This window comes from Microvirga sp. 2TAF3 (assembly GCF_052114965.1).
Classification (GTDB): domain Bacteria; phylum Pseudomonadota; class Alphaproteobacteria; order Rhizobiales; family Beijerinckiaceae; genus Microvirga.
Genome location: NZ_JBFRFT010000001.1, coordinates 185,391 through 202,813 on the forward strand (window position 1 = coordinate 185,391; position 17,423 = coordinate 202,813).

Below are 17,423 nucleotides of genomic sequence, written 5' to 3' on the forward strand. Positions count from 1 at the left end.
TCCAGCTCAAACTGCTAATAGAATAAACATTCTATAGCCGCAAGGGTTCTGTTTGAGACCCGCACCCGGTCTCCGGGCCGGCTCGGGGAGGAGTATCATGAAGCCGATTCTGGATGTCATCACCATCGGCCGCGCCTCGGTCGATCTTTATGGCCAGCAGGTCGGCGGGCGCCTGGAGGACATGGCCTCCTTCTCCAAGGCGGTCGGCGGCTGCCCGGCCAACATCGCCATCGGCACCGCGCGACTCGGCCTGAAATCCGGCCTCGTCACCCGGGTCGGGGATGAGGCCATGGGCTACTTCATCCGCGAGCAAATGGAGCGGGAGGGGGTCGCGACGAAAGGAATCGTCACGGACAAGGAGCGCCTCACCGCCCTCGTCATCTTAGGCGTCCGGGACGAGGATTCCTTCCCCCTCATCTTCTACCGGGACAATTGCGCCGACATGGCGCTGACCGAAGACGATATCGACGAGAGCTTCATCGCCTCCGCCGGTGCCATCGTCGTCACCGGCACGCATTTTTCCCGCGAGAACACCGCAGCCGCGCAGAAGAAGGCGATCCGCATCGCCAAGTCGAACGGGCGTAAGGTGGTGTTCGACGTGGATTACCGCCCGAATCTCTGGGGCCTTCTCGGCCACGGCGCAGGCGAGTCGCGCTATGTGCGCTCCGATGCGGTGACGGAGCATCTCAAGCCCATCCTCAGCCAGTGCGATCTCATCGTCGGCACGGAGGAGGAGCTTCACATCGCGGGCGGGTCGGAGGATACGCTCCAGGCGATCAGGAACATCCGCGCCGCCTCGCAAGCCACCATCGTGTGCAAGCGCGGCCCGATGGGCTGTGTTGTGTTTCCGGCTGAGATCCCCGCTTCCCTCGACGAGGGCGTGAAGGGCCCGGGCTTCCCGGTGGAAGTCTACAACGTGCTCGGCGCGGGCGACGCCTTCCTCTCCGGTTTCCTGCGCGGCTGGCTGAAGGACGAGCCGCTCGAGACCTGCTGCGCCTATGCCAATGCGAGCGGGGCCTTCGCCGTGTCGCGCCTGCTGTGCTCGCCGGAAATCCCGAGCTTCCCGGAATTGCAGCATTTCTTGAAGACAGGCAGCCGCCACAAGGCTTTACGTCTCGACGAGGATCTGAACCACATCCACTGGGCGACGACGCGCCGCCCCGGCCCGGAGAGCCTGATGGCGCTCGCCATCGACCATCGCATGCAGCTCGAAGCGATGGCGAAGGAAGTCGGCGCGCCGGTCGAAAGAGTCCCGGATTTCAAGGTGCTCGCGGTGCAGGCCGCCGCCCGCGTGGCGGATGGCCGTCCCGGTTTCGGCATGCTGCTCGACGGCACCTATGGCCGCGAGGCCCTGTTCCGCGCCGCCGATCATCCGTTCTGGATCGGCCGTCCGGTGGAACTGCCCGGCTCGCGCCCGCTCGATTTCGAAGGCGGCGGCAGCCTTGCCGCGCAGCTTGTCGAATGGCCGGTCGGGCACACCATCAAATGCCTGTGCTTCTACCACCCCGACGATCCGCCGGAACTGAAGCAGAAGCAGGAGCGCGAGTTGCTGCGCCTGCACGATGCCGCCCGCGGCATCGGCCGCGAATTGCTGGTGGAGATCATCGCCGGCAAGAACGGGCCGCTCAAGACCGACACCGTCGCCACCGTGATGCAGCGCCTCTACGATCTCGGCATCAAGCCGGATTGGTGGAAGCTCGAACCGCAGAAGGATGCGGCAGCCTGGCAGGCCATCGGAGAGACGATCACCCACAATGACCCCTATTGCCGCGGCATCGTGCTGCTCGGTCTCGAAGCGCCGGAGGACGAGCTGGAAGCCGCCTTCGCGGCTGCTGCGAGAGAACCATGGGTGAAGGGCTTCGCGGTGGGCCGCACCATCTTCAACGATGCGGCACGCCGCTGGCTGAAGGGCGAGATCACGGACGAGGCCGCCATCGCCGACATGGCGGGCCGCTTCCAGCGCCTCGTGGATGCCTGGCAGCGCGTTTCCGGGCGCGCAAAGGCCGCCTGACGATCAACCATTCGCGGGCCTCTTGACCGGCCCCGCCCTTATCCTCTGGATGGCGAACAGCCTCCGCACGTATCGAATAGGAGCCCGCATGAGCACGATCCGCCTCACCATGGCGCAAGCCGTCGCCCGCTTCCTGATTGCGCAGAAGACTGAGATCGACGGCGAGGTTCTGCCTCTCTTCGCGGGCGTCTGGGCCATTTTCGGCCACGGCAACGTGGCGGGCATGGGCGAAGCGCTGCACGGCGTTCGCGACAAGCTCCCGACCTACCGTGCCCATAACGAGCAGGGCATGGCCCATGCGGCCATCGCTTTTGCAAAGGCCTCGCGCCGGCGGCGCATGATGGCCTGCACCACCTCCATCGGCCCGGGCGCGACGAACATGGTGACGGCCGCTGCGGTCGCCCATGTGAATCGCCTGCCGGTGCTGCTCCTGCCCGGCGACGTCTTCGCCAATCGCAGGCCCGATCCGGTGCTGCAGCAGATCGAGAATTTTGCTGACGGCACGGTTTCGGCCAACGACTGCTTCCGCCCCGTCTCCCGCTATTTCGACCGCATCACGCGGCCCGAGCAGATCATTCCCGCGCTGCAACGCGCCATGACGGTATTGACCGATCCGGCCGAATGCGGCCCCGTGACGCTTGCGCTCTGCCAGGATACGCAAGCCGAGGCCTACGATTATCCGGAGAGCTTCTTCGCCGAGAAGATCTGGACGCCTCGCCGCATCCGGCCGGACGAGACGGAGCTTGCGAAAGCGGCCGAGATCATCCGCAACGCGAAGAAGCCGTTCATCGTCGCGGGTGGCGGCGTGCTCTATTCCGGCGCGGAAAAGGCGCTCGCCGATTTTGCCGCGAAGCATGGCCTGCCCGTCGGCGAAACCCAGGCCGGCAAATCGAGCCTGCCGCATGACAACGCTGCCAATCTCGGCTCCATCGGCGTTACCGGCACCGGCGCCGCGAACGCCATGGCCGAGGATGCGGATGTGGTGATCGCCGTCGGCACGCGGCTGCAGGATTTCACGACCGGGTCCTGGGCCCTGTTCAAGAACCCGAACCGCTGCATTATCGGCCTGAACGTGCAGCCCTTCGACGCCACGAAACACAACGCTCAAGCCCTGGTGGCGGATGCGAAGGTCGGGCTCCAGGAGCTGGACGCCGCGCTTGGAGCCTGGAAGGCGCCGGATGCCTGGACGGCGAAGGCCAAGGACGAGAAGGCGCGCTGGTTCAAGGAATCGGCCCGCTACACGGACCCGACCAATGCGGAGCTTCCCTCCGACGCACAGGTGATCGGCGCGGTGCAGCGCAATGCCTCGCCCACGGACGTGGTGGTCTGCGCCGCCGGCGGCCTGCCGGGCGAATTGCACAAGCATTGGCGGGCCTCGCAGGCGGGTGGCTATCACATGGAATACGGCTATTCCTGCATGGGCTACGAGATCGCAGGCGGCTTGGGTGTGAAGATGGCCGATCCAAGCCGCGAGGTGATCGTGATGGTCGGCGACGGCTCCTACCTGATGATGAATTCCGAACTCGCGACCTCGGTGATGCTGGGCCACAAGCTCACGGTCGTTCTTCTCGACAACCGGGGTTATGGCTGCATCAACCGCCTGCAGCGTGCTACGGGTTCGGAGAGCTTCAACAACCTGTTGCAGCACACCAGGCACGTGACCTTGCCCGATATCGACTTCGCGGCCCATGCGGCGAGCCTTGGCGCACAGACGGTCAAGGTGAAGGGCATCGGCGAACTGGAGGATGCGCTGAAGAAGGCGCGCGGCGCCGAGCGCAGCACGGTGATCGTCATCGACACCGATCCGCTGATCTCCACCGATGCGGGCGGCCATTGGTGGGATGTGGCGGTGCCCGAGGTCTCCGTGCGCTCCCAGGTGAACGACGCGCGAAAGAATTATGAGAATGCACTCGCTTCGCAGCGGGTGGGCGACTGAGACCATGCAACCGACACTGCCCTCATCCTGAGGAGGTCACGCAGTGGCCGTCTCGAAGGAGGTTCCAGTGCGCGCTGGAGACGCCTCGCCCTTCGAGACGCTACGCTTCTCAGGGTGAGGCTTCGGAAAGAAAATGTAGAAAGGACAAAAACATGACGATCCGTATCGGGGCGAATCCTATCGGCTGGTCCAACGACGACATGCTGGAACTCGGCGGCGAGACGCCGCTGGAGGTATGCCTGGCCGAGGCCAAGCAAGTCGGTTTCGAGGGCATGGAACTCGGCAACAAGTTTCCGCGCGAGCCGGAAGCCTTGAAGAAGGCGCTCGCGCCCTTCGGCCTCGCCTGCGTCTCGGGCTGGTATTCGGCGGAACTCCTGAAGCGTGATGCCGATGCGGAGATGAAGGCGCTGCGCCCGCATCTCGATCTGTTGAAGGCGATGGGCTCGAACGTGCTGGTCTTCGCCGAGACCTCGAACGCCATCCACGGCGACCGCTCCAAGCCGCTTTCGCAGCGCCCCGTAATGAAGGCGGGCGACTGGGCCGAATACAGCCGCCGCGTGACACAAGTTGCGGAGCAAACCCTGAAGGAGGGCGTGCGCCTCGTCTACCATCACCACATGGGCACCATCGTGGAATCGGAAGCCGATATCGACGCCTTCATGAACGCCACGGGCGAAGCGGCCCATCTGCTGCTCGACACCGGCCACGCCACCTGGGGCGGCGCGAACCCGGCGGCGCTTGCCCGCCGCTATCGCAACCGCATCAGCCATGTGCACACCAAGGACGTGCGCAAGAGCGTGATGGAGAAGTCGAAGGCCGAGAACTGGAGCTTCCTCGATTCGGTTCTCGAGGGCGTCTATACTGTTCCCGGCGACGGCATGGTGGATTTCGTTTCCGTGTTCAAGGAACTGCCGGGCTATAGCGGTTGGGTGGTGATCGAGGCGGAGCAGGATCCGAAGAAGGCTCATCCGCTCACCTATGCCAAGATGGGCTATGCCAATCTCACGCGCTTCCTGAAGGAAGCTGGCCTTCGCTAGAGGATAGCTGCAATGTCGAACCTCCTGGTCAAACCGTCGAAACCTGACGCCGATGGGCGCATCCATTCGGTTACGCCGGCCTCGGCCGGATGGACCTATGTCGGCTTCGAGGTCTATCGCCTCAAGGCCGGCCAGAATCTGCGTCAGGAAACGAAAGACCGGGAGGCCTGCATCGTCATGCTGTCGGGCAAGGCGCATGTGTCGGCGGGATCCGAAGATTTCGGCGTGATCGGCGGGCGCAGCTCGCCCTTCGAGCCGGACCCGTGGTCGCTCTATGCGCCCGCGCGCTCCGCGTGGTCGCTGACGGCCGAGACCGATTGCGAGATCGCCGTATGCACCGCGCCGGGCGAGGGCAAGCTGCCGGCGCGGGTGATCCGCCCCGATCAGGTGGGCCAGGAAACACGCGGCAAGGGCACGAATACGCGCCATGTGCGCAACATCCTGCCCGAGACGGAGCCTGCGGAAAGCCTGCTCGTGGTGGAGGTCATCACGCCCTCCGGCCATTGGTCGAGCTATCCGCCGCACAAGCACGACCGCGATGCGCTGCCGAACGAATCGTTCCTCGAGGAAACCTATTACCACCGCCTCAACCCGCCCTCGGGCTTCGCGCTGCAGCGGGTCTATACGGACGACCGCTCTCTCGACGAGACGCTGGCCGCAAGCGATGGCGACGTGGTTCTGGTGCCCAAGGGCTATCACCCCGTCGGCGCGCCGCACGGCTATGAGCTCTACTACCTGAACGTGATGGCGGGCCCGAAGCGGATCTGGAAGTTCCACAACGATCCGGCCCACGCCTGGATGGTGGCGTAAAGAATATTCGAGCCCGGCAGAACTTGTCTTCTTGCCGGGCTTTTTTCCGAGGCGCCTTGCATCGGCGCGAAGCATCCGTTCCCGGCGGACTTTGGCAGCAACGCGAAAACCGTATCGCAGCCTTGAATGCGGCGTTCCGGCGCGAGCAGCCTATCCGGTACGGCCTATGGCAAACCGCGCCCGTGCCCCTATGTGGGAGGCTTCGTGATCTTTGATCCGATCCTGTTGCGCGACAAAGGAGGAGCCCGGCATGACCCGTTTCGCATTGGTAATCGCAGGGACGATGGCGCTGCTGAGCGCGGGCTGCGCCGTCTACGGCTCCGCCGAGACGGCCACTTTCAACGTCCAGGGCGATACGGGACGGGTGACGGCCGACCGGTGGGAAGGAACGGTGGTTTGCGGACCTGCATCCGGACAGGCGCCCTGCGCTGCCGAATCCATCCGCGAAAGGATCCGATGAGCGTCCCCGCCTTCACGCCCATATCCCTTTCGGGAATCACATCTTCTTCTGACGAGAATATGCACTAGATCCGGACGAACCAGGGCTTCCTCGCGGTCGGCCCCCGAACCGGCGAAAGGCCTGTTCCAATCGCGGCCTTGCCGCTTGGAGGACCGGTCGAATGACGATCAGCGAAACTCCTGCCGGACTTCGCCGCGGGAATCCCTTGTGGCCCGCCCTGGATTACGAGCAATGGCGCGACACCGCCGCCACTCTTCAGCTCTGGACGCAGATTGCCGGCAAGGTCCGCCTGTCGCAAACGCCTTGGCTCAACCATTCATGGCACGTGGTTTTCTATCTCACCGCCGCAGGGCTGAGCACATCGCCGATCTATACCGATGGCGAGGTGTTTGAGATCGAGTTCGATTTCATCTCGCACAGGCTTCGCGTGCGCACGGGCCGGGGCGAGCAGCGTGAATTCCCACTGACGGCGCAGCCCGTCAGTGCCTTCTACGGGAAACTGCTTGCCGCGCTGGATGAACTCGGGATTCCGGTCGACATCAATCCCGTGCCGAACGAAATCGAACAGGCGATCCCGTTTCCGGAGGACGATGTCCACGCCTCCTATGATCCGGATGCGGCCCACCGCTTCTGGCTGACACTGGTTCAGGCGGATCGCGTCTTCAAGCATTTCCGTACCGCCTTTCTCGGGAAGTGCAGCCCAGTTCATTTCTTTTGGGGCAGTTTCGATCTGGCGGTGACGCGCTTTTCCGGGCGCAAAGCACCGCCGCATCCCGGCGGTGTTCCCCACCTTCCGGATGCGGTGGCGCGGGAGGCCTATTCGCACGAGGTCAGCAGTGCCGGGTTCTGGCCCGGCAATGATGCCTTTCCACATGCCGCTTTCTACTCTTACGCCTATCCCGAACCGCTCGGCTTCCGTGATCGTCCGGTTCACCCCTCAGCGGCATCCTTCAATGCCCAGTTGGGCGAGTTCATCCTGCCTTACGATGCGGTCCGGCAGGCTGAGTCGCCCGATGACGCCCTGCTCGCCTTTCTGCAATCGACCTACGACGCGGCAGCCGATGCCGGCGGATGGGATCGCCGGGCGCTTGAATGCGCGCTCGGAGCACCCAGGCATCCTCGGGCGGTCGACTGACGGCCGCCGCGCGGTTCCTCTCTTACCCCATTAACCGAGTGGCCTTACTGGCCCATTCTCCGCACGGCTTGCGCGGAACATCTCCATCGAGGCGGGTTACCCGTGATGAAACGGCAGCTCGGATCGGGCGGCCCCTCATAACGTTCTCCGGTTCTGGGATCGGTGAAAACCCCTGCGGCAGCAGCGGCTTGGACGGAACCGGTCGTTGTCGGCTCGGCCGTCTGGCGCATTGCCCGAACCGCGGAGGCGGGGCACCTCCAATGGCGCGGTTGGCTCATGATGAGGCGGCAGCGTGCATCGGGCGGAGCCTCATATCGAGCCCCCGTTCTCGGATCGATGGCGACCCCGCCCTCTTGGCCGATCGCCATCGACGAGAGGCCAGTGGCAAGCGCAATGCCCAGGAACGCCAGTGTTGATTTGCGCATGACCAACTCCTTCCCTGGTCGGAGAGCCCCCTCGGACATTGCACGCCTCTTTCTGGGCCACTTCATGGCACGGTTCGATGGCGAAGCGTATCCGTGCCGGTGTGATCGGTATCCTCTGATGGATGCTGCCGGAGAGGTCAGCGTCTTTCCCGCATTCAAGAGCGTCACATTCCGTTCGGGGTCATTCCATCATGCCTCAATCGGCATCGTTGGCAGCGACCCTCCCTTTGCCGTCTCGATCCAGGAGAGCTCCAGGCATCCTTTCATCTGGACCTCCACGTCCGGCCACATGAAAACGGGTGTTGAGGCTTGATGACTTCACCACATTACGTCCCGCCGCCTTCGCCCGGTATAAAGCCGCATCGGCGGATCTAAACAGGAGAGACGGGTGGTTACCGGGCGCCGGAAAAGCCGTTCCCACACCGATGCTGACGGTCAGAACGCCGTGCCTGCTTTTTTCATGCGGCATTCCAAGCGCCAGAATTGCCTGTCGAATCCTCTCTGCAACCACGAGCGCCCCCTTCTGATCCGTTTCAGGCATCAGAACAGTAAATTCTTCGCCTCCATAACGGGCGGCATAGTCGCGGGGCCGACGCAGATGAGTCCGCAGGACATCGGCGATGGCACCTAAAAGAACATCGCCTTCCCCATGACCATAGTGGTCGTTGTAGTTCTTGAAGTTGTCGGCATCGATGAAGAGCAGCGACAGCGGCGCCTGCGTTCGAACGGCATCATTCCATTCGCGCTTGAAATATTCATCGAAGGCCCGGCGATTGGGAAGGTTGGTCAGGCCATCCGTTGCCGCCAGGGTCGCAAGCTCGGCCTCGGCCAGGGTCCGGCGCCGCAGTTCTCGCTGAAACATGAAGGTCAAGGCGACGACCGCGGAGCACAGCATCAACGTGATCAAGCTCAGGACGAAGGCCTTCTGGCGCCAGCGCTCGAAGATCTCGTCGACGGACATGGCGACCTGAACGATAAGAGGAAGTCCATCCACATGCGCGAAGACGAAATGCCTCCGCACTCCGTCGATCATGGATATCCCGACGAACTCTCCCGAATTTTCGCGCATGACGCGGCTTATATTCGGGCTTTTGCTGAGATCTCTGTCGATGTCGTTCTCGTCGAAAGGACGGCGCGTCAGCAGGATGCCGTCACCTCGTAGAAGGGTTATCGTACCTTCGCGTCCCAGCTGCAGCTTTGCGAAGGAATCGCCGATCTTGGCCAAGGGCAAGGCCGTTGAGACGATACCGGCGAACTGACCGTTCGGGTCGGAGATGCGCCGGCTGATGGCGATGCTCCATTCGCCGTCGCGGAGCCTGTTCCGATATGGCCTGCTTACATGGAGGCCGACATCGGCATGCTCCTTATGGACTTTGAAGTAATCCCGATCCGCGAAATTTCCGGCACGTGGCATGACCGAGGATGCATCCGCAACGATATCTCCGGCTGCGTTCAGGATCAGGATCGGCCGCATATAGCCCGTAGCGGCAGCGTAATCGAAGAGGATCTGATGTTGTATCTGTTGAGGGAGTTCCTGAAAGCCTTCCGTGGCAAGCCTATTGATGACCCCTTGGAGAAACAGGTCATACAATCTGATATTCCCGCCGATATCCCGGATGACCGCCGTCAACAGATTGCGCGATGACTGCTCCGCCTCCCGCCAGGTGTCCTGACGGCTTTCCCAGAGCATGTTGAGCGACAGGGCAAAGATGCCGATCGCGATGACGCTGGCGATCACATTCAGAGAGAGGCGAGAACGGATCCGCCTGAAGGCCTTTTTCATCGGGGATTGAGCAGGCGTCACATGATACATGGCGAACTTCGATCAGGCCGTGCCCATAAAATCCCTCTTTTCAGGCGTCAGGTTAAGTTACTCTTTCGGTGAAGTCGTATTTTGTTGAGAATCAAGTTAACCAGCGCAAAATCCGTCGAGAAAGTAACAGCACTGCCATTTCATAAATTATTCATTTGCATGACACGAGCCTTACTGCAGAGAGAACACGAAGAATTGTTCGCAAGACTTTGCTCTGGATGAAGTCCGGGATGCAATGACCTGTTACAACGTGTCAAATAATTGCATTGTTCATACGTTCAGCAATGCGCCACGCGCACTACCTGACCTGAATATGACGCGACCTCGAAACGGCGGGAGCATTGCCCCTGCCAGATTTATTCCGGTAACGCTTCCTCGCGTGCCTGCCCTCCCTTCAAGGAGAATTGTTCTATGACCCGCCAAGCTGCCATTGCCCGCGCCGAGAGCCATTTCGACTCCGGCGCATTCAAGGCCGATCTTGCGCGCCTTGTCGCGATGCCGACCGAGAGCCAGAATCCGGATCGCTCAGGCGTGCTCGACGCCTATGTCGAAAAGGAAATGAAGCCACGGCTGGAGAGCCTCGGGTTCACGTGCAGGATGCTCGCGCATCCCAAGGCGAAGGGACCCTTCCTCCATGCCGAGCGCATCGAAGACCCGCTTCTGCCGACGATCCTGGGTTATGGCCACGGCGACGTGATCCGCGGTCTGGACAAGGATTGGAGCGAGGGCCTTTCGCCCTGGGTGCTGACCGAGGCGAACGGCCGCTGGTATGGCCGCGGGGTCGTCGACAACAAGGGTCAGCATGCGATCAACATCGCCGCCCTCCGGGCCGTTCTGGAAACGCGCGGCATGCTCGGCTTCAATGTCAAATACCTGATCGAAATGGGAGAAGAGATGGGCTCCCCCGGCCTGCGTGAATTGTGCATGGAGCGGAAGGATCTGCTGAAGGCCGATCTTCTCATCGCCTCGGACGGGCCACGCCTGAGTGCCGAACGTCCGACGATCTTTCTCGGTGCGCGTGGCGTCCTGAACTTCGATCTCACGATCGATGCGCGCGAGGGCGGCCACCATTCCGGCAATTGGGGCGGCCTACTCTCCGACCCGGCCATTCAGCTTGCGCACGCCATCGGCACCATCACGTCGCCGACTGGCCAGATCCGCATTCCCGAATGGGTGCCGAAGGAGCTTCCGGCCTCCGTCCGCCAAGCCCTGGCCGACTGTGAAGTGGATGGCGGGCCCGAAGGACCCGTGATCGATCGGGACTGGGGTGAGCCTGGGTTGACGCCGGCAGAGCAGGTCTTCGGCTGGTGCTCCTTCGACGTGCTCGCCATGAAGGCCGGCAATCCCGACACGCCGGTGAATGCCGTTCCTCCGAGAGCCTGGGCCCGCTGCCAGCTGCGCTTCGTCGTCGGGATCGATCCGGACGACATCATCCCCGCCCTGCGCCGCCATCTCGACCACCATGGCTTCCCGATGGTTCGCGTCACGCCCGGCGAGGACGAGATCTTCCATGCCACGAGGCTCGATCCCGACGATGCCTGGGTCGCCTGGACCGTCGCGTCGCTGACGAAGACGACAGGAAAGAAACCCGCCCTCCTGCCCAATCTCGGCGGTTCGCTGCCCAACGACATTTTTTCGGATGTTTTGGGGCTACGCACGATCTGGGTGCCTCATTCCTATCCCGGATGTTCGCAGCACGCGCCCAACGAGCATCTTCCGATGTCCCTCGCCCGTGAAGGTCTCGCCCTGATGGCAGGGCTCTATTGGGATCTCGGAGAGAACGGGACGCCGCCGCTCGAACGATCCTGAAACCTGACAGGAGCACGGCGGGGCGCTGAAAGTTCGCGCCCACGATCCCGGCCCAGACGCTTAAAAATCCGGGAAAATCCGGTCGCCCTGTTCGTCGATGATCTGCTTGGCCTTAGCGATCGCGAAGGTGGCCGCATCGTCCTTGCTCACATGGGTCTCGGCCCGCACGAAGCGATGTTCCTTCATCCCGCCAGGGAAATCCTTCTCGATCACGCCTGCGGTCTGGTACTGCCCCTTTGCCGGGTAAGGGGCCGGTCGAATGCGGTAACCTTTATATTCGGTAGGTTCAGCCAAAGGCTCCTCTCGCCCCTCGGCCGGACCTTTGCCGACGAGGCGTGACCAAAGCTCTGTGAAAATCGAGGGCATGAGCGGCAACCGGGCGCGTGGATGATTCGAGCGGGCAATCATATCCCGAGGCGCGAAAAAACCTATCCTCGACACTGCGACTGGCGGACGGATCGGCTTTCGAGGCAAATGCCGCCGACGAACCGGAAATCACCACGGCAGCTGGTGCGAGCATCCTGAATGGGTCTTGGAAAATAATGGCGCACCCGACACGATTCGAACGTGTGACCTTTGCCTTCGGAGGGCAACGCTCTATCCAGCTGAGCTACGGGTGCGTGAGGCGCGTGGCCTAGTCTTCTCCCTACCCGATTGGCGGACGGAGGGCAACCTCCGAGGCGGTAACGCTCTCACCGTCTGACAAGAAAGCCCCTTCAGAAGCGTGACGGGAGCGGTTGCGAGGGGCGCTTGCCCCTGGGCCGGACAGGTTTGCGTATCCCCGGTCTCTCGGGCGTCAGGGTCAGATATTGCCTGCCGGATCCGCCGCGACGGCCTCGCGGGCGGCCCACCGCCTGCACCCTCGGAGACGGATCGATAGACATTAATTGACATTGCCCGCGCCGGCCGGCGGTGCCTCAATATTCATCCATAATCAGCCCATTCGAGATCGCTTGGGCAAGATCGCTTGGGCAAGACCGTTTGGGAAGTGGGAACAACGCAATCGTTTTGCCGGGAGGGTTCGATGACGACCGAGAGCGACAATATCGCCTTGCTCAAGGACGCTTATGCGCAATGGGTCGACGGCAGGGGCACCGATTGCGCGTGCTGGATGAACGTCATTGCCGAGGATGCTTCCCTCGCCTCGCTCGCGGAGGGCTCGCCCGAAATGCCCTTCACCGCCCGTCGCAACGGCAAGGCCGAGATCATGAGCTATCTCGAGGGCCTGATGCGGGACTGGGACATGGTCAGCCATGCCATGGACGAGTTCATTGCCCAGGGCGACCGGGTCGTCGTCATCGGGCGGGTGGCGTGGCGCAACAAGGCCACGGGAAAGGTCGTCGATACGCCGAAGGTGGATGTCTGGCGCATCCGGGACGGGAAAGCGGTCGACTATGTCGAATTCTACGACACCGCCCGCTCCCTGGATGCCGCGCGCCCTTAAGCGACCTCGACAGCCCTCAGACCAGACCCGGATCGATATTGCTCTTGCGCTCGAGCCAGGCCGGGACGGGAAGGTTCTTGGAGCGCAGAAAATCCGGGTTGAACATCTTGGATTGGTAGCGCGTGCCGTAGTCGCAGAGCACGGTCACGATGGTGTGACCGGGGCCGAGATGCTTGGCGAGCCGGATTGCGCCGGCCACGTTGATGCCGGAGGAGCCGCCGAGGCACAGGCCCTCGTGCGCCAGAAGATCGAAGATGATCGGGAGCGCTTCCTCGTCGGGGATCTGGAACGCGACATCGGGCGTGAACCCTTCGAGATTCTTCGTGATCCGGCCCTGGCCGATGCCCTCGGTGATGGAGGAACCTTCCGCCTTCAGCGCGCCCGCCGTGTAATAGCTGTAGAGCGCCGCGCCCATCGGGTCGGCGAGGCCGATCGCGATCTTGGGGTTCCGCTCCTTCAGCGCCATGGCGACGCCTGCCAACGTGCCGCCCGTACCGACGGCGCAGATGAAGCCGTCGACCTTGCCTCCGGTCTGGTTCCAGATTTCCGGGCCGGTGGTTTCCACATGGCCCTGGCGGTTCGCCACATTATCGAACTGGTTGGCCCAGATCGCCCCGTTCGGCTCGGAGGCAGAGAAGCGCTCGGCCAGGCGGCCCGAGACCTTCACGTAATTGTTTGGGTTGGCATAAGGCACCGCCGGCACCTCGATGAGCTCGGCGCCGCAGAGGCGCAGCATGTCCTTCTTCTCTTGGGTCTGCGTCTCGGGGATGACGATCACCGTGCGATAGCCGAGCGCGTTGCCGACCAGCGCCAGGCCGATGCCGGTATTGCCCGCCGTGCCCTCGACGATCACGCCGCCCGGGCGCAACAGGCCGCGCTTTTCCGCATCCTGGATGATGAAAAGCGCCGCCCGGTCCTTCACGGACTGGCCGGGATTCATGAACTCGGCCTTGCCGAGAATCGTGCAGCCGGTGAGCTCCGAGGCCTGGCGCAGCTTGATCAATGGCGTATTGCCGATAGCCTCTACGATCCCGTTATGGATCATCGTCCGCATCTCCCGCTTCGACTGTTCTCAAGACTTGTACAGGATGCGAAGCGGATTTCTCTAGCCCCAACTTGCGCCGGGAAGCGCATCGAGCGGGAGCTTGAGATAACGCCGTCCGTTCGATTCCGCCGCCGGCAGCCGACCGGCGGCGATATTCACCTGGAGCGCATGCAGGATCAGCTTGGGCATCGGGAGCATGGCGTCCCGCGCCTGCCGAAGGGCGATGAAATCCTGTTCGTCCGACGCCTGCCGAAGATGGACATTGGCGGCCCGCTGCTCGGCGACGCTGCTTTCCCAGGCAGGCTCCCGGCCGTCGGGCCTGTAATCGTGTCCGGTGAAGAGACGCGTGTCGTCGGGCAGGGCAAGAATGCGCTGGATGGTTCGCCAGAGCGCCTGAGCGCTTCCTCCCGGAAAGTCGCAGCGCGCCGTGCCGTAATCCGGCATCAGCAGCGTGTCGTGCACGAAGGCCGCATTCCCGACGACATAGGTGATGGAGGCCAGCGTGTGGCCGGGGGAAAACAGAACCTCAGCCTCCAGCCCGCCGATCGAGAAACACTCGCCGTCCTTGAACAGGTGGTCCCATTGCGAGCCGTCGGTCCGGAACGTATCGGGCAGGTTGTAGAGGGATTTCCAGAGCTTCTGGACCTCGACGACCTTCTCGCCGATGCCGGTGCGCGCGCCCGTCCGCCCTTTCAGGTAGTCGACCGCGGAGAGATGATCCGCATGGGGATGCGTATCGAGAATCCAGGCCGGCCTGAGACGCTGCTCCGACACGTATCGCAGGATCTCATCGGCCGATTCCGTCGCAATCGATCCGGATTTCTCGTCGTAGTCGAGGACCGGATCGATGATGGCGCAATCCCCGGTGGACGGATCGGAAACGACATACTGGATGCTGCCCGTGCGGCACTCGAAGAACGCTTCCACGTCGGGCTTGTGCTGCCTGCTGCCGGTCGGGCGGGAGAGAGCCGCGACGCTCATCCTTCATCCTCCTCTGAGGGCGCCGCCGACACCCACCGCTCGTTCACGATCCAGGCTGCGGCACGATGCGGATATAGGGCTTGGGCGCCTTCCACCCTTGCGGATAGATCTGCCGCGCCTCGTCGTCCGACACGGAGCCTGCGATGATGACGTCTTCACCCTGCTGCCAGTTGGCCGGCGTCGACACCTTGTGTTTCGCCGCCAGTTGCAGCGAGTCGATGACGCGCAGCACCTCGTCGAAGTTGCGGCCCGTCGTCATGGGATAGACGAGGATCAGTTTGATCTTCTTGTCCGGGCCGATCACGAAGACGTTTCGCACCGTCTGATTATCGGAAGGGGTGCGCCCCTCCGAAGAAGCGCCTGCGCCTGCCGGCAGCATGCCATAAAGCTTCGAGATCGTCAGATCCGGATCGCCGATGATGGGATAGTTCGGCGCATAGCCTTGCGTTTCCCTGATGTCATCCGCCCATTTCGCATGATTGGTGACGGGATCGACGCTGAAGCCGATGATCTTGACGTTGCGCCGGTCGAAATCCGGTTTGATCTTGGCCATATAGCCAAGCTCGGTCGTGCAGACCGGTGTGAAGTCCTTCGGGTGTGAGAAAAGAACGCACCAGGAATCGCCGATCCAATCGTGGAAGCGGATGGGACCTTGCGTGGTCTGCGCTTCGAAATCCGGTGCCGTGTCGCCGATTTGGAGAGTCATCGTAACCTCCTGCCGCATCGCATGCATTCTTGCCGACGCGCGGACTATAGCACCGAATGTCGAAGGCGGGTAACGGCATCCATGGCGATGCGCGCCCCAAGGCATGACGATTTTTAGAGGTATTGCTTCAAAACCAAGCTGGATATTGCAAAGACCCGATCCGGCATCAGGCATATAAAGATAACCGGCCAATAAGTTCGCCTTGCTAGAGCATTTTCAGCAAAAGTGGATCCCTGTTTTTGCGGCGGAAAATGGGACTTTTCAAAAGGATAGATCCTATTTCATAAGCCGTAATTCCTGAAATACGCTCTAGACATTCGCTTAATGGGCTCCGGCACACGACGTGGTTATGCTAAGGGCGAACCATCCCTCTGTCCTTCCAGGACTCCCCTCACACATTTGTCGATCATGGATTTTTCAACAACGGCGCTCCTTGCTGCCTCCGGTCTCGGAGCGGGTCTCGTCAATGCGATTGCGGGCGGAGGAACGTTCTTCACCTTCTCGGCCCTCATCGCGGCCGGGCTTCCGCCCGTCGTCGCCAATGCCACGAGCGCGGTCGCCGTCACGCCCGCCAATCTCGCCAGCGCCTGGGCCTATCGCCGCGAGCTTGCGGCCAACCTCAAACGCTTCGCGGCACTCGGGGCCGTCAGCCTGGTCGGCGGGTTGCTGGGCGCCTATATCCTCACCGTCACCGACAATTCCTCCTTCAGCCGTCTCGTCCCGTGGCTCCTGCTCTTCGCGACGCTCCTGTTCGCGGCAAGCCCGCAGATCGTGGCGCTGGCCCGCTCCATCGGGCGCGCCGAGGGCAAGCATCCCTCGACCCGCGCCTGGGCCGCCGGCCTGGCGTTCCAGTTCCTGGTCTCCGTCTATGGCGGTTTCTTCGGCGCGGGCATGGGCATCGTGATGCTGGCGGCGCTCGCCATCACGGAAGGCGACGATTTTCACCTCATCAACTCGGCCAAGCACCTTTGCTCCACCTTGATCCAACTCGTGGCGGTCGTGCTGTTCATCATGGCGGGCCTCGTGAGCTGGCGCGAGACCTTCATCGTCGGCGCAGCATCCATCGTCGGCGGCTATGCGGGCGTGGCCTTCGGGCGGCGTCTGCCGGCCCCGGTCATCCGCTGGCTCGTCATCGCGGTCGGAGCCATCCTCACGGTCTATTTCTTCATTCGATAACGTTGCATCGCATATCCGCAGCGGTGCCTTGATACGGATAGTGTTTCGGCATTCTCATTTTCAGCCGCATCGCCCGTCCTTTCGTGGCGCTTGCCCGATTCACGCCACATCCATGACCATAGCTGTGGCGACGTGATTCTGACCCCATGAGAAGGACAACGCCGTGGCTGAACCTAAACACCTCGCAGGACTCGACGGATCTCAATCGGTGAGCGCCCTCGGACTGCGCTGGGCCGCGCTCCGCGGCATGCTCGCCTCCCCTCTGATCACGACCGAGGATCAGAGCGCGCTGAAGGACGAGCTTCTGCGCGAGTTACGGACGATCGAACAGGATTTCGCCACGCTGCAATCGCGCAGCCTGATGGAAGTGTCGGCAAAGATCGACGTTGCGAAGACGGCTTTGCAGGAGAGCATGCTGACCGGTCATTCATGGCTCATCAGCTTGCTGGAAAGCATCCAGACCGATCTGCAATCGGCCAATGCGAAAACCCCTGCGACGCAGCATCGCCCGGTTTCGAATCTCCCGCGGAGCTATCCGCAACGGACGGATGTGGACGCGACCGCTCAGTCCAGTGAACCCGAGTCGTCGACCGCCGCCTGACCGCCGGTCCTTTGCCGGACATGCCGAAAGACAT

15 protein-coding genes and 1 tRNA gene are annotated in these 17,423 nt (G+C 62.5%); 10 read left to right on the top strand and 6 right to left on the bottom strand.

The annotated features are described in order from the left end of the window. Positions 1–97: 97 nt before the first annotated feature. The 6 genes from AB4Y97_RS00820 (at position 98) to AB4Y97_RS00845 (ending at position 7,389) form a co-directional block, all read left to right on the top strand. Complete coding sequence (locus tag AB4Y97_RS00820) at positions 98–2,011, top strand: bifunctional 5-dehydro-2-deoxygluconokinase/5-dehydro-2-deoxyphosphogluconate aldolase (RefSeq protein ID WP_441997093.1); 1,914 nt, start codon at positions 98–100, stop codon at positions 2,009–2,011. Positions 2,012–2,099: 88 nt separating this feature from the next. Further along, positions 2,100–3,947 (top strand): 3D-(3,5/4)-trihydroxycyclohexane-1,2-dione acylhydrolase (decyclizing), encoded by a 1,848-nt coding sequence (gene iolD / locus AB4Y97_RS00825; protein ID WP_441997094.1) that lies wholly within the window; start codon positions 2,100–2,102, stop codon positions 3,945–3,947. Between the two features lie 152 nt (positions 3,948–4,099). Continuing rightward, positions 4,100–4,984, top strand: a complete 885-nt coding sequence (gene iolE, locus AB4Y97_RS00830) for a myo-inosose-2 dehydratase (protein ID WP_441997095.1) — start codon at positions 4,100–4,102, stop codon at positions 4,982–4,984. Positions 4,985–4,996: 12 nt separating this feature from the next. Beyond that, positions 4,997–5,794, top strand: coding sequence for a 5-deoxy-glucuronate isomerase (gene iolB, locus AB4Y97_RS00835; RefSeq protein WP_441997096.1), 798 nt, complete (start codon positions 4,997–4,999; stop codon positions 5,792–5,794). A gap of 250 nt (positions 5,795–6,044) precedes the next feature. Beyond that, on the top strand, positions 6,045–6,254 hold the full coding sequence (locus tag AB4Y97_RS00840) for a hypothetical protein (protein ID WP_441997097.1): 210 nt from the start codon (positions 6,045–6,047) through the stop codon (positions 6,252–6,254). A gap of 160 nt (positions 6,255–6,414) precedes the next feature. Further along, complete coding sequence (locus AB4Y97_RS00845) at positions 6,415–7,389, top strand: DUF5996 family protein (protein WP_441997098.1); 975 nt, start codon at positions 6,415–6,417, stop codon at positions 7,387–7,389. A 621-nt stretch (positions 7,390–8,010) separates the two neighbouring features. Here the strand turns inward: AB4Y97_RS00845 and AB4Y97_RS00850 are convergent. Beyond that, positions 8,011–9,627: a diguanylate cyclase gene (locus AB4Y97_RS00850; RefSeq protein WP_441997099.1), complete on the bottom strand. Its 1,617-nt coding sequence runs from the start codon at positions 9,625–9,627 to the stop codon at positions 8,011–8,013. Positions 9,628–10,038: 411 nt separating this feature from the next. On the opposite strand from AB4Y97_RS00850, the gene AB4Y97_RS00855 reads away from it, so the two are divergent. After that, positions 10,039–11,436 (top strand): M20 family metallopeptidase, encoded by a 1,398-nt coding sequence (locus AB4Y97_RS00855; RefSeq protein WP_441997100.1) that lies wholly within the window; start codon positions 10,039–10,041, stop codon positions 11,434–11,436. Positions 11,437–11,496: 60 nt separating this feature from the next. Here AB4Y97_RS00855 and AB4Y97_RS00860 read toward each other — a convergent pair whose 3' ends face one another. After that, positions 11,497–11,802 carry an HlyU family transcriptional regulator gene (locus AB4Y97_RS00860; protein WP_441997101.1) on the bottom strand — a complete coding sequence of 102 codons (306 nt, stop codon included), beginning with the start codon at positions 11,800–11,802 and terminating at the stop codon, positions 11,497–11,499. A 177-nt stretch (positions 11,803–11,979) separates the two neighbouring features. Beyond that, a tRNA-Arg gene (locus AB4Y97_RS00865) sits at positions 11,980–12,056 on the bottom strand. A 404-nt stretch (positions 12,057–12,460) separates the two neighbouring features. Between AB4Y97_RS00865 and AB4Y97_RS00870 the strand changes: the two genes are divergently transcribed. After that, positions 12,461–12,880 carry a nuclear transport factor 2 family protein gene (locus tag AB4Y97_RS00870; RefSeq protein ID WP_441997102.1) on the top strand — a complete coding sequence of 140 codons (420 nt, stop codon included), beginning with the start codon at positions 12,461–12,463 and terminating at the stop codon, positions 12,878–12,880. 16 nt (positions 12,881–12,896) lie between these two features. Here AB4Y97_RS00870 and AB4Y97_RS00875 read toward each other — a convergent pair whose 3' ends face one another. From AB4Y97_RS00875 to AB4Y97_RS00885, 3 genes are read right to left on the bottom strand one after another with little or no spacing between them, the layout of a single operon-like run. Then, the gene (locus AB4Y97_RS00875) at positions 12,897–13,925 is read right to left on the bottom strand and encodes a cysteine synthase A (RefSeq protein WP_441997103.1); all 1,029 of its coding nucleotides are present in this window, start codon (positions 13,923–13,925) and stop codon (positions 12,897–12,899) included. Between the two features lie 60 nt (positions 13,926–13,985). Continuing rightward, positions 13,986–14,906, bottom strand: coding sequence for an MBL fold metallo-hydrolase (locus AB4Y97_RS00880; RefSeq protein WP_441997104.1), 921 nt, complete (start codon positions 14,904–14,906; stop codon positions 13,986–13,988). A gap of 43 nt (positions 14,907–14,949) precedes the next feature. Then, positions 14,950–15,612 (bottom strand): peroxiredoxin, encoded by a 663-nt coding sequence (locus AB4Y97_RS00885; protein WP_441997105.1) that lies wholly within the window; start codon positions 15,610–15,612, stop codon positions 14,950–14,952. Positions 15,613–16,020: 408 nt separating this feature from the next. Here AB4Y97_RS00885 and AB4Y97_RS00890 point away from each other — a divergent pair, with 408 nt between their 5' ends. Together AB4Y97_RS00890 and AB4Y97_RS00895 are read left to right on the top strand one after the other, a co-directional pair. Then, a complete protein-coding gene (locus AB4Y97_RS00890; RefSeq protein WP_441997106.1) occupies positions 16,021–16,788 on the top strand; it encodes a sulfite exporter TauE/SafE family protein in 768 nt (255 codons plus the stop codon). Between the two features lie 163 nt (positions 16,789–16,951). Next, the gene (locus tag AB4Y97_RS00895; RefSeq protein WP_441997107.1) at positions 16,952–17,389 is read left to right on the top strand and encodes a hypothetical protein; all 438 of its coding nucleotides are present in this window, start codon (positions 16,952–16,954) and stop codon (positions 17,387–17,389) included. The last annotated feature ends 34 nt before the right edge of the window (positions 17,390–17,423 follow it).